The 11,538-nt window shown below is 72.0% G+C and carries 12 protein-coding genes; 9 read left to right on the top strand and 3 right to left on the bottom strand.

The window, feature by feature from the left end:
- The first annotated feature begins 115 nt into the window (after positions 1 to 115).
- The 8 genes from ACGFRB_RS19995 to ACGFRB_RS19960 all read left to right on the top strand — a co-directional run bounded on the left by ACGFRB_RS19995 (position 116) and on the right by ACGFRB_RS19960 (position 7,100).
- Positions 116 to 763, top strand: coding sequence for an HAD family hydrolase (locus ACGFRB_RS19995; RefSeq protein ID WP_393244610.1), 648 nt, complete (start codon positions 116 to 118; stop codon positions 761 to 763).
- Between the two features lie 41 nt (positions 764 to 804).
- Positions 805 to 2,040 (top strand): MFS transporter, encoded by a 1,236-nt coding sequence (locus ACGFRB_RS19990; RefSeq protein WP_393244608.1) that lies wholly within the window; start codon positions 805 to 807, stop codon positions 2,038 to 2,040.
- Complete coding sequence (locus ACGFRB_RS19985) at positions 2,009 to 3,187, top strand: acetoin utilization protein AcuC (RefSeq protein ID WP_393244606.1); 1,179 nt, start codon at positions 2,009 to 2,011, stop codon at positions 3,185 to 3,187. Before ACGFRB_RS19990 ends, ACGFRB_RS19985 begins: the two co-directional genes overlap by 32 nt.
- Positions 3,188 to 3,335: 148 nt before the next feature.
- Complete coding sequence (locus tag ACGFRB_RS19980) at positions 3,336 to 4,151, top strand: phosphatase (protein ID WP_363002621.1); 816 nt, start codon at positions 3,336 to 3,338, stop codon at positions 4,149 to 4,151.
- 127 nt (positions 4,152 to 4,278) lie between these two features.
- Complete coding sequence (locus tag ACGFRB_RS19975) at positions 4,279 to 4,488, top strand: helix-turn-helix domain-containing protein (RefSeq protein WP_046910004.1); 210 nt, start codon at positions 4,279 to 4,281, stop codon at positions 4,486 to 4,488.
- A 181-nt stretch (positions 4,489 to 4,669) separates the two neighbouring features.
- Positions 4,670 to 4,768: a 30S ribosomal protein bS22 gene (locus ACGFRB_RS19970; protein ID WP_003948845.1), complete on the top strand. Its 99-nt coding sequence runs from the start codon at positions 4,670 to 4,672 to the stop codon at positions 4,766 to 4,768.
- Between the two features lie 197 nt (positions 4,769 to 4,965).
- Entirely contained in the window at positions 4,966 to 6,024 is a 1,059-nt protein-coding gene (locus tag ACGFRB_RS19965) for an NAD-dependent epimerase/dehydratase family protein (protein ID WP_363002623.1), read from the top strand.
- Positions 6,025 to 6,038: 14 nt separating this feature from the next.
- Positions 6,039 to 7,100 carry a lysophospholipid acyltransferase family protein gene (locus ACGFRB_RS19960; protein ID WP_393244604.1) on the top strand — a complete coding sequence of 354 codons (1,062 nt, stop codon included), beginning with the start codon at positions 6,039 to 6,041 and terminating at the stop codon, positions 7,098 to 7,100.
- Positions 7,101 to 7,223: 123 nt separating this feature from the next.
- On the opposite strand, the gene ACGFRB_RS19955 is transcribed toward ACGFRB_RS19960, so the two are convergent.
- The 3 genes from ACGFRB_RS19955 to ACGFRB_RS19945 form a co-directional block, all read right to left on the bottom strand.
- Positions 7,224 to 8,435, bottom strand: coding sequence for a DUF5667 domain-containing protein (locus tag ACGFRB_RS19955; RefSeq protein ID WP_393244602.1), 1,212 nt, complete (start codon positions 8,433 to 8,435; stop codon positions 7,224 to 7,226).
- 323 nt (positions 8,436 to 8,758) lie between these two features.
- Positions 8,759 to 9,556 (bottom strand): ECF subfamily RNA polymerase sigma factor, BldN family, encoded by a 798-nt coding sequence (locus ACGFRB_RS19950; protein WP_363002629.1) that lies wholly within the window; start codon positions 9,554 to 9,556, stop codon positions 8,759 to 8,761.
- 539 nt (positions 9,557 to 10,095) lie between these two features.
- Entirely contained in the window at positions 10,096 to 11,052 is a 957-nt protein-coding gene (locus tag ACGFRB_RS19945) for an HAD family hydrolase (protein WP_393244600.1), read from the bottom strand.
- A gap of 188 nt (positions 11,053 to 11,240) precedes the next feature.
- Between ACGFRB_RS19945 and ACGFRB_RS19940 the strand changes: the two genes are divergently transcribed.
- Entirely contained in the window at positions 11,241 to 11,516 is a 276-nt protein-coding gene (locus ACGFRB_RS19940; RefSeq protein WP_393244598.1) for a glutaredoxin family protein, read from the top strand.
- Positions 11,517 to 11,538 lie beyond the last annotated feature (22 nt).

The raw sequence follows: 11,538 nt of genomic DNA, 5'->3' as shown, positions 1-11,538 counted from the left end.
ACTGCAGGGGGGACCCTGTGGGAGAGTAGGACGCCGCCGAACAATCATTGTGGGGAAGCCCCGCACCTTATGGTGCGGGGCTTTTCTGCGTTTACGGCCAAATAGGATCCGGACCATGCGCTACGACCTGGTGATCTTCGACAACGACGGTGTACTCGTCGACAGCGAGCCGATTTCCAACCGGCTCCTGGCCGGCTATCTCACGGAACTCGGACACCCCACCACCTACGAGGAGTCGGTGCGGGACTACATGGGATCCGCGATGCACCGGATTCACGACCTGGTCGAGGAGCGCACCGGACAGCGGCTGCCGGCCGACTTCGACGCGACCTTCCACGCGCGGGTCTTCGCCGCCTTCGAACGGGAGCTACGGCCCGTGGCCGGCGTCGGCGACGTGCTGCGGCGGCTGACCGAGGCGGGTACGCCGTACTGCGTCGCGTCGTCCGGAAGCCATGAGCGGATCCGGGTCGGGCACCGCACCACCGGACTCGCCCCCTGGTTCCCCGACGAGATCGTCTTCAGCGCCGACGACGTCGGCCGGGGCAAGCCCGCCCCCGACCTCTTTTTGCACGCCGCCGCCCGCATGGGCGTGGAGCCCGCCCGGTGCGTGGTCGTCGAGGACAGCCGGCTCGGCGTCGAGGCCGCGCTCGCGGCCGGGATGGACGTCTACGGCTTCACCGCGATGACCCCCGAGGAGAAGCTCACCGGGGTGAACGGACACTTCGACGACATGGCTCTGCTGCCCGCGATATTGGGCATGTGATCCATCTACCGCGGGGTAGGCCGCGGCCCTACTGTGCCGCCATGACAGATGCGCGGTTGCGGCACGGGCGGGGCTCACTGGCGTTCAGCTTCTTCACCCAGGGCGCCACCTTCGCCCTCCTGGTGACCCGGATCCCGGCGATCCAGGACCGGTACGGGATATCCGACGGGCTGCTGCCCGCCTTCCTCGCCGCCGTACCGGTGCTCGCCGGGGTGTCGAGCGTGCTCACCGAGAAGCTCGCCGCCCGCGTCGGGCCCGCGACCGTACTGCGCTGGGCACAGCCCGTGGTGCTGCTCGCCCTGCTCGCCGTCGGCGCCGGCTCCGGGCTGGGGTGGGCGGCCCTGGCGCTCGGCCTCTTCGGGCTCTCCGTCGGCTCGCTCGACGCGTCCATGAACATGCTGGGCGTGAGCCTCCAACGGGCGTACGGGCGAAGCATCATGCTCGGCTTCCACGCCGCGTACAGCCTCGGCGGCATCGCCGGCGCCTCGCTCGCCTGGGTGGGGGCGCACTGGCATCTGCTGCTGTTCACCTCGTACCTGCCCGTCGTCGCCGTCCTGCTGCCCGCCGCCCTCGCCGGCAGCCGCTGGTACACCGACGGCGCGAACGGGAAGCCCGGGGAGAACGCGTCTTGGGTCGGCAAGTCGCATCCGACGGCCGGTCAGGGAATCGCGTTCCGGCTGCTGTTGCCGCTCTGCCTGGTGATGACCTTCGCCTATATAGGGGACTCCACGGTCTCCAACTGGTCCGCGAAGTACCTCCAGGACGTGCTGCACAGCTCGGAGGAGCTGGCGACCGTGCCGTACAACGCGTACATGGTGACGACCCTCCTCGGGCGGGCTGTCGGCGACCTCGGGGTGCGGCGGTTCGGGGCGGCGCTCGTGGTGCGCTGCGGCGCCGTGCTCGCGGCGCTCGGCTTCGCGGTGGTGGCCGCCGCGCCCGGCGCCTGGACCGGGATGGCGGGGTTCACGGTCCTCGGCCTCGGCCTGAGCGTGGTCGTCCCGCAGACCTTCGCCGCCGCCGGCCGGCTCGCTTTTGAAAGCCACGGTCCGGGGGCGAGCGACGCGGCCGTGGCGCGGCTCAATGTCTTCAACTACGTCGGCTTCCTCGTCGGCTCGCCGCTCGTGGGCGCGCTGGGCGACGCGTGGACGTACCGCGGGGCCATGCTGGTGCCGATGGTGTTGGTCCTGGTGACGGTGGTGTACGCCACGTCGTTCGGCGCGCGCCCGGCCGGATACGGTGGCGGGCATGAGCAGCCGCGCACTGTTGATGTGGGATGAGGCGGTCACCGGGTACGACTTCGGGGCCCAGCATCCGATGGACCCGGTGCGGCTCGCGCTGACCATGAGTCTGGTGCGGGCGCAGGGGACCGACCGCGCGCTCGACGTCGTCGCGGCCCCGCCGGCCGGGGACTCGACCCTGCGGCTCGTGCACCGCGCCGACTATCTGGCGGCGGTCCGGGCCGCGTCCGCCGACCCGCGCGCGGCCGACCCGGCGTACGGGCTCGGGACGACGGACGATCCGGCGTTCAAGGAGATGCACGACGTGTCCGCGCTGATCGCCGGGCAGTCGGTGGCCGCGGCGGAGGCGCTGTGGCGCGGCGACACCGCGCACGCGGTGAACTTCGCGGGCGGACTGCACCACGCGATGCCCGGGGCGGCGTCCGGGTTCTGTGTCTACAACGACGCGGCCCTCGCGATCGCCCGGCTGCTCGAACTGGGTGCGGAGCGGGTGGCGTACGTCGACGTGGACGCGCACCACGGGGACGGGGTGCAGGCGGCGTTCTGGGAGGACCCGCGGGTCCTGACGATCTCGGTGCACGAGCATCCCCGGACGCTGTTCCCGCACACCGGCTGGCCGCAGGAGACGGGCGCCACCGGCCCCGGCGAGGGCAGCGCGGTGAATCTGCCGCTGCCCGCCGGCACCGGGGACGAGGGCTGGGTGCGGGCGTTCCACGCGGTGGTGCCGGAGCTCCTCGCGGACTTCCGGCCGCAGGTCCTGGTCACCCAGCACGGCGCGGACACCCACTTCGAGGACCCGCTGACGCATATGGCGGTGTCCCTGGACGCGCAGCGGGCGGTCCAGGTGGCCTGTCACGACCTGGCGCACAGCTATGCCGAGGGCGGCCGGTGGCTGGCGCTCGGCGGCGGCGGATACGCGGTGGTGGACGTCGTCCCGCGCTCGTGGGCGCATCTGGTGGCGATCGCGGCGCACGCCCCGGTGGATCCGGAGTCGGTGATCCCGCCGTCGTGGCGCGACGAGGTGTACGCCCGGACGCGGCAGCCCGGGCCCCGGCGGATGACGGACGGGCGCTGGCCGGTGGCGTGGCGGGAGTGGACGGACGGGTACGACCCGGCGGACCGGCTGGACCAGGCGGTGCTCGCGACCCGGCGGGCGGCGTTCCCGGCGCGGGGGCTGCTGGCCTGAGCCACCCGGCCGGCGAGCCTGCCCGAAGCTCCGGCCCGAAGCTCCTGTCCGAAGCCGCCGCCTGAAGCCCCCGCCCGGGTTACGCCGACCGTGCGGTCCCGCGCGGATTCGGGCCCCGGGGGCGGTGCCGTTCGGCAGCATCTTGCCCGTGTGGAGTACCAGGGCGCTGCGGGCGCATCTGCTGGCCACCGGCCTGGCCGGAACGGTGGCGACCCCGCGGGAGACGAATCTGCGCAGCTACCGGCTCTTCGCCGCGGGTGATCCGAGGGTGACGTTGGGCCTCGATCCGGCGGGCGGATGGGACGAGAGCGAACTGCTGCGGCTGATGGCGCGGCGCTGCGGGGTGTCGGCGGACCCGGCGTACCGCTCCGGACCGGACCGGATCGACCCGGAACGCACTCTCCGTGCCCTCGACGCGTTCGCCGAGCGGCTCGGAGAGGCGGCCGGACGGCGTGCTCCGGTGCTCCTCGGGACGGGTCATCCGCATCGGCTGCTCGGTTTCTACGTCGCTCTGGCAGACGCTTTGTCGGCGGCGGGATGTCTTGTCCTCACCCCGGCGCAGGGGAGATGTGTCGACATAACGACCCGGTTCGGCGTACGCACGCACCTCCTCGACTACGTACGGGGGGTGGCGTTCGTGCGTGCCGGGGACCTGCCGGCGGCAGGGCGTGTACCCGGGGCGCACTCCCATTCCCCGCTGCCGGTTAGGGCGGCCCTGGAGAGCGCGGCCGAGGCGGGCGGGCCGCTGCCGCAGCTGGTGGTCGGAGACCACGGATGGGTCTGCGGGGCAGGTCAGCTGGGTATCGAGAGCATCGGGCTGGCCGATACGGACGATCCGGCGTTGTTCGTCGGGGAGGCCGAGGGGCAGGTGTCCGTGACCGTTCCGGTTGATGACGGGGTACGGGCGGAGTCGTATCGTCCACTCACACGCTATGTACTCAATCGAGCGTGTCTGTCACGGTAAACGGCCGATCGCAGCTCCTCTTCCCCACTCGTACCACCCGCCCCTAGTCTGGGCGTGAGCGCGCAGCGACGAAGAGTCACCGGAGGGGAAGCCGGTGTGCGTCGCGTGCGGAAGGTACAGGTGGGTCATGGCTGCAGGAGATCGGCCTCTCAACGAGGTGAAGTTTCTGACCGTGGCGGAGGTCGCCTCGGTGATGCGCGTCTCGAAGATGACCGTGTACCGGTTGGTGCACAGCGGTCATCTGCCGGCGATCCGGGTGGGCAGGTCCTTCCGGGTCCCGGAGCAGGCTGTTCACGAGTACCTGAGAGAGTCTTTCGTGGGGGTCGCGACGGCGTAGCGGGCAGGCCCGGCGCCGGTCGGGGCCGGGAATCACCGGTCGGCTGTTCTTCGTCGCTCCTCGGATTACCTGCGGGTCGCTCGGGACGGTAGGCTAGCCCCTCGTAGGTCGTGTGGGCCCAGACGCCCCGCACCGATCCCCGCTTGCGCGGGGAGGTTCCGAGAAGTGAGCGAGGGTAGTCGTGGGCTCTGTTATCAAGAAGCGGCGTAAGCGGATGGCCAAGAAGAAGCACCGCAAGCTGCTGAAGCGCACGCGCGTTCAGCGTCGCAACAAGAAGTAAGGCGACGCTGCGACCGCAGCGTATGTGCGTCGGCGTGGCCCCCCACCGGATTCCGGTGGGGGGCCACGCCTTTTGTCGTACGGGGCGTCGCGGGTGTCGTACGGACGCGGGCGCGGGGCCCCGGCGGGGAGGCGCTACCGTGGCCGTCGGCGCAACACCGCCCCATCGAAGCCTCATCGAACGGAAAGGCGCTCGTCTTGGGCAAGGTCGTGCTTGTCACCGGTGCGGCCCGTCATCTGGGCGCCCGTTTCGTCCGGCGGATCCAGCGGGACCCGGACGTGGAGCGGGTGATCGCTGTGGACGCGGTGCCGTCCCCGCACGCGCTGGGCGCGGCCGAGTTCGTCCGGGCCGACATCCGGCAGCCCGCCGTCGCGAAGATCCTCGCCCGGTACGACGTGGACACCGTCGTCCACATGGACGTCACGGGCACGGCGCTCGGCACCGGCGGCCGGACGTCGGTCAAGGAGACCAACGTCATCGGCACCATGCAGCTGCTGGGCGCCTGCCAGAAGTCGCCGAGGATCCGGCGGCTCGTGGTGAAGTCGACGACGAGCGTGTACGGGGCCGCGCCCCGCGACCCGGCCGTCTTCACCGAGACGACGCCGGCGAAGTCGCTGCCGAGCGGGGGCTTCGCCAAGGACGCCGTCGAGGTCGAGGGGTATGTACGGGGCTTCGCCCGGCGCCGCCCGGACGTGGCGGTGTGCGTCCTGCGGTTCGCCAACATCCTCGGGCCGAGGGTGGACTCGCCGCTCACCGAGTACCTGGCGCTGCCCGTCCTGCCGACGGTCCTCGGCTACGACCCGAGGCTCCAGTTCGTCCACGAGGACGACGTCCTGGACGTCCTGGAGATCGCCGCGCGCGAGCCGCGCCGGGCGACCCTCAACAGCGGCACCTTCAACATCGCCGGGGACGGGGTGCTGCTGCTGTCCCAGTGCGCGCGGCGGCTCGGCCGGCCGACGGCCCCGGTGCTGCTGCCCGCGGTCACCTGGGTGGGGCAGGTGCTGCGCGCCGCCGGGGTGACGGACTTCTCGCCCGAGCAGATCCGGCTGCTCACCCATGGGCGGGTGGTGTCCACCGTCCAGATGCGCGAGACGCTCGGTTTCTCGCCGCTGTACACCACGGCGGACGCCTTCGCCGACTTCGCGCGCAGCCTGGGGCCGGGGCTGCTGCCGCCGGAGCGGCTCGTGAGGGCCGTGGACCGGCTCGCCGGGCGGCTGGTGCCCGGCACTCTCCCCGATGTTCCGGCCGGCAGCTGAGGAGCCCGATCACGATGGCGGACGCCAAGGTCATTCCCTTCGACGACGACCGCTCACGGGCGCGCCGCCGTCCCGCGCGGGCCGAGGGCGAGGCCCCCGTACGGGCGCTGCCGCCGCAGCCCCGGGGACAGGGCCAGACCCGGGACCAGGAGGCGGGGGAGACGCCGGGGCAGGGCCTCGCGCCCGGGCCCGCGGCGCCCGGCTCCGCGGCGTCCGGGCCCGCGGCGGGGGAGCGGGACGGCTGGGAGCGGCGGCTCGCGAGCGGGCTCGCGTTCCTGCGCCGGCGGGTCACCGGCGACTACGAGGTCGACGAGTTCGGCTACGACGAGGAACTCACCGAGCAGGTCCTGATGTCCCTGCTGCGCCCGGTGTACGAGAAGTACTTCCGGGTGGAGGTGAAGGGCATCGAGAACATCCCGGCGAAGGGCGGTGCCCTGGTGGTCGCCAACCACTCCGGGACGCTGCCGCTGGACGGTCTGATGATGCAGGTCGCCGTGCACGACCATCATCCGGCGGGCCGTCATCTGCGGCTGCTGGCCGCCGATCTGGTGTTCATGATGCCGGTGGTCAACGAACTGGCCCGCAAGGCGGGGCACACGCTGGCATGCGGCGAGGACGCGGAACGGCTGCTGCGGGCGGGCGAGATCGTCGGGGTGATGCCGGAGGGCTTCAAGGGCATCGGGAAGCCGTTCGCCGAGCGGTACAAGCTCCAGCGCTTCGGGCGGGGCGGGTTCGTGTCGACGGCGCTGCGGGCCGGGGTACCGATCGTGCCGTGCTCGGTGATGGGCGCGGAGGAGATCTACCCGATGCTCGGCAACGCGCGGACGCTCGCGCGGCTGCTCGGCCTGCCGTACTTCCCGCTGACCCCGACCTTCCCCTGGCTCGGGCCGCTGGGCGCGCTGCCGCTGCCGACGAAGTGGACGATCGAGTTCGGCGAACCGATCCCGACGGACGGCTATCCGCTGGAGGCGGCGGAGGATCCGATGCTGATGTTCAATCTGACCGACCAGGTGCGCGAACAGATCCAGCACACGCTGTACAAGCTGCTGGTGCAGCGGCGGTCGGTGTTCTTCTGACCCGCGCCCGTACGACCTTGTGACCGTACGAACCAAGTGGCCCGTGACCGTATGCCCGGAGACGCCGTGTGAGGGTGTGTCCCTCCGGTGGGACACACCCTCACACGACGGGTGGAGCGGGTGTCAGTCGGCGCTTCCGCTGTCGATGCCGAGGCCCGGCAACAGGCCCGGGAGAAGGGGCGGGAGCGTCACTTCGGGAGCGGCCGGGGCCGACTCCTTGCCGGACGGCGAACTGCTCGGCCGCGGCTGCTGCGGCGGGTTGAGCAGATCGCCCGCGCCGCCGAGCAGCCCGCCGTCCTCCGGCGTGACCGATCCCGTTCCCGCACCGGGGCTGGAGCCGGCGGGGGCGGGCTGGGTGCTGTCGCCTTCGTGCGACGGGGTGGCCGACGCGGTGTGCGACCGCTCCGGGGTGGCCGTCGGGGTGGCGCGGGGAGTGCTCGGGTCGCTGGATCCGGCGGTGCCGCGCGCGGGTGGGCGGGGGAGCAGGGACCGCAGCGGCCCGACTTCTTCGTCTATGGCCGCGAAGACATCGCTCACCTCGTTGCTCACATCGGTGAGCTGGACCGGGAGCCGGTCGCGCAGTCCGTCCCAGGTGGCGCGGTGGGACTGGGCGAAGGAGTTCAGCCGGGCCATGGGGGCGATCTCGCCGTCCCGCTGGTACGCCTGACGGAGCAGCCGATGGCCTTCGGAGGCGTCGTGCGTCATGCCGCCGAGGACCCGGCGGATCTCGCCGAGCGATTCGTGATCGAGGTCGCCGGAGCGGCCGCGCTCCATCAGCCGGCGGGCCTCGTTGAGCCGGGTGGACGCCTGGTCGAGGTAGATCCCGCCCCGGTCGGCGTCGTCGTCGGCCATCCCGCGCTTGATGTCCTCCATGCCCCGCTTGAGCCCGTAGAGGGAGTCACCGGGGAGGGCGTCGGAGCTGGCCGCGGCCACGCCGCCGAACGCCCCGGCCGCCACGCCGACCGTGAGGCCGCCGGCCGCCAGGCCCTTGGACCAGCGTGAACGGGGGCGCAGTCTGCGGAGCGGTGAGGCCCGGTGGGCCCCCTTGGCGGAGCCCCGCTGCCCCGGCACCGTAGGGCCCGCGGCGGCGTTCGACTCCGCGAGCATCGCTTCCATGGCGGCGACGAGCTGGGCTCGCTGCACCACCTTGACCTCGGGGTCGATCTCCGGCTTCGGCAGGGTGCCGAGACCGTTCGCCAGGGCCAGCAGCCTTCCCCGCTCGGCCGATTCGGCCGATGCCTCGGACAGCTCGGCCGCCGCACCCTCGGACGGCCGATCCTCCAGGGCCTGGGCGAAGGCGTTCGCCCGCCGGTGCGTCGAAACGTTCGCGATCACTGGCGGCACCTCCTCTCGTCATGACGGTCGACTTCCCGAGGGGTTCGGAGGGTTGCACACCTTGAGCCCATCCACCCGAAGGAGTGAACGGAGGGGGTCCTGGTGTGACCGCGGGAAGCCTGCATTTCGCACAACGAGCGGCGCGGCACTTGGGTTACGCGCGAAGGATGATCGGACCAGTGCGTCATCGAGTCGTCACCGACTGTGGGTTGGGCGGGTGGGAGGCGGGGCGAAGGGGGTGCGGGGGGTGAAGGGTGCGGGGGAGGGACGGGCTGTCGGGACTGACGGAGCTGACGGGGGTGGCGAGTGGGGGTGCCGGACGGTCAGCGGGCGTCTTCCGGGAGGAGGCGGGCCAGGGTGCGGACGGCCCGGTACTGGAGGGTCTTGATCGCGCCCTCGTTCTTGCCCATGACCCGGGCGGTCTCGGCGACCGACAGACCTTGGAGGAATCGGAGCGTGACGCATTCCTGCTGTTGGGGGTTGAGACGGCGTACGGCGTCGAGAAGGGCGGCGTTGGAGAGGGACTCCAGGACGGAGTCCTCGGGGCTGCGTTCGACCTCGTTGGCGTCGAGCATCTCGCCGGTGGTGACCTCCAGCCGGAAGCGGCTGGACTTGAAGTGGTCGGCGACGAGGTTGCGGGCGATGGTGACGAGCCAGGCGCCGAAGTCCCGGCCCTGCCAGGTGAAGGTGGAGATACGGCGCAGGGCGCGCAGGAAGGTCTCGCTGGTGAGGTCCTCCGCCGTCGCCTTGCCGCCGACGCGGTAGTAGATGTAGCGGTAGACCGTGTCGCTGTACTGGTCGTAGAGGCGGCCGAAGGCCTCGGCCTCGCCCGCCTGGGCGCGTTCGACCAGGTCCATCATGCGGGCGCTGTCGCTGTCGGCGGTGGGCCGGCGGGCGGCGGCGGTCGGGGTGGCGGAGCCGCCCCGGGTACCGCGTCTGCCCACCGCGGCGCTGGTTTCGGCCAGGGCGTAGCAGGGACCGGCGGGTGCCGGTGCGGCGAAGGCGGGTCCGCCGAAGGCGGGTGCGGCGTACGCGGTGGGGACGAAGCCGCGCAAGTGGCCGACGACCCTCGCGCGCAGCGTAGCCAGGCCCGAGGCGTCAACCCCGACGTGTGGGTACACGGGACTCCCAGAGGCAGAGCTTCCATCACGTGCAGTGCGGGACCGTTCACTCGTCGTGGCGACGTGTGGGTTCCGTTATGCGTCTGAGGAGAATAACGCTTCGTACAGGCGGCGCTACACCCAGTTGTCAAAATCACCGATTCGGTTGGTTCCGTTGCCACTTGGGGGCGAAAAAAGGCGTGCTTGGTGATCGGATGTGGACGCCTGGGCTTTCGAATCTGATCGGAGCGGGGATCGGTTGTGCTCGGCCGCGCGGCGTGAAGGTGGTCAGGGCCGCTGTCGGGCAGGGGGCGTACGAGTCAGGTGGTTGACGGGTGCGGGAATGTTCGACCACGGACGGGTGAGGGTCGCCGGTCCGGGACTGTCGTGGTCGATCGCAGCCGAAACGTATCGGCGGGCGCGGCGGGGCGCGGTACGACGGGGTGCGACGAGGCAGGGGTGCAGGACGCGGCGGGGCACGCCGGGTCGCGGCAGGGCGCGGGGGCGGGGACCGGGCGTCGTACGGCCCGGGCGCCGTAAAAAGATGGGCGAGGGGCGCGTCAGCGCCTGCGGCGGTGCAGCGCGACCGCGGCGGCGGTGCCGCCCGCCAGCGCGCCGACCCCGGCGGCGGCCGGGATGCCGACCTTGACCGCCTTGCGACCGGTCCGGTAGTCGCGCAGCCGCCACTCGCGTTCCTTGGCGTACTTGTGCAGCTTCGCGTCCGGGTTGATCGCGTAGGGGTGTCCGACCAGCGACAGCATGGGGATGTCGTTGTGCGAGTCGCTGTACGCGGCGCAGCGCGCGAGTTCCAGGCCCTCGGCCGCGGCCAGCGCCCGGACCGCCTCGGCCTTGGCCGGGCCGTGCAGCAGCTCGCCGACCAGCTTGCCGGTGTAGACGCCGTCGACCGACTCGGCGACCGTGCCGAGCGCGCCGGTCAGTCCGAGGCGGCGGGCGATGATCGCGGCCGTCTCCACGGGTGCGGCGGTGACCAGCCAGACCTTCTGGCCGGCGTCCAGGTGCGCCTGGGCGAGCGCGAGCGTGCCGGGCCAGATTCGGTCGGCCATGTACTCGTCGTAGATCTCCTCGCCGATCGACATCAGCTCGGAGACCTTGTGGCCCTTGACGATCGACAGGGCGCTGTCGCGGGCTTCCTGCATGTGCGCCGGGTCCTCGACGCCGGCCAGCCGGAACCAGGCCTGCGCCCAGGCGAAGCGGGCGAGTTCGCGGCGCTGGAAGAACTTCCGCTTGTACAGGCCGCGGCCGAAGTGGAAGATCGCGGCGCCCTGCATGACGGTGTTGTCGAGGTCGAAGAAGGCGGCGGCGCGATCGTCGCCGGCCACCGGGAACTCGGGTTCCTCGGACGCGGCCTCGGCGGCGGCCGCCTCGGCCGCCTCCTCTCGCTCCTTCTCCAGCTGGAGCGAGGTCTTGCGGGCCGCCTCCGCGGCGGCCTCGCCTGCCAGAACGCTGCGCGCGGTGGCGGAGCGCCTACGGGGGGTGAGCCATCCCAGAGCGGCCATGCTGCGAGCATAACCAGTCCGTTCGGCCCTCCCCGACGCGCGCGGTCGGCGCGCGGGGGAAGGACGCGTGAACAGGGGGTGCGGGCGGCCCGGGCGGCCCTGGGCGGGAGGGGCGGCCGGCGGGTTCGGGCCGGGGTGGACCGCCGGCTTTGGAGCGGGGGTCGGCGGCGGCGCCGGGCGCGCGCAGAATGGACGGCATGTTCGGGCGTACGAAGAAGAAGAGCGGTCCGCGCGCGGTGACGCTGATCGGCAAGCCGGGGTGCCATCTGTGCGACGACGCCAGGGAGGTGGTCGCGAAGGTGTGCGCCGAGACCGGCGCCGTATGGGAGGAGAAGGACATCAGCCAGGACGAGGAGCTGTACCGCGCCTACTGGGAGCAGATTCCGGTGGTCCTGGTCGACGGTGAGCAGCACACCTTCTGGCGGGTCGACCCGGAGCGGCTCCGGCGCGAACTGGGCGCGTGACCGAAAAGCCGGCTCACGCGGC

Origin of the sequence: Streptomyces sp. NPDC048718, assembly GCF_043198875.1 — a bacterium.
Lineage (GTDB): Bacteria > Actinomycetota > Actinomycetes > Streptomycetales > Streptomycetaceae > Streptomyces.
Note: the sequence above shows the minus strand (reverse complement) of the source record. Positions and strands in the feature narration are given on the sequence as shown.

What these genes read in the sequence shown, in the direction of transcription:
- ACGFRB_RS19990 (WP_393244608.1), top strand. Translation starts at nt 805, where the DNA reads ATGACAGATGCGCGGTTGCGGCACGGGCGGGGCTCACTGGCGTTCAGC.
- ACGFRB_RS19940 (WP_393244598.1), top strand. Translation starts at nt 11,241, where the DNA reads ATGGACGGCATGTTCGGGCGTACGAAGAAGAAGAGCGGTCCGCGCGCG.
- ACGFRB_RS19975 (WP_046910004.1), top strand. Translation starts at nt 4,279, where the DNA reads ATGGCTGCAGGAGATCGGCCTCTCAACGAGGTGAAGTTTCTGACCGTG.
- ACGFRB_RS19945 (WP_393244600.1), bottom strand. Translation starts at nt 11,052, where the DNA reads ATGGCCGCTCTGGGATGGCTCACCCCCCGTAGGCGCTCCGCCACCGCG.
- ACGFRB_RS19995 (WP_393244610.1), top strand. Translation starts at nt 116, where the DNA reads ATGCGCTACGACCTGGTGATCTTCGACAACGACGGTGTACTCGTCGAC.
- ACGFRB_RS19960 (WP_393244604.1), top strand. Translation starts at nt 6,039, where the DNA reads ATGGCGGACGCCAAGGTCATTCCCTTCGACGACGACCGCTCACGGGCG.
- ACGFRB_RS19985 (WP_393244606.1), top strand. Translation starts at nt 2,009, where the DNA reads ATGAGCAGCCGCGCACTGTTGATGTGGGATGAGGCGGTCACCGGGTAC.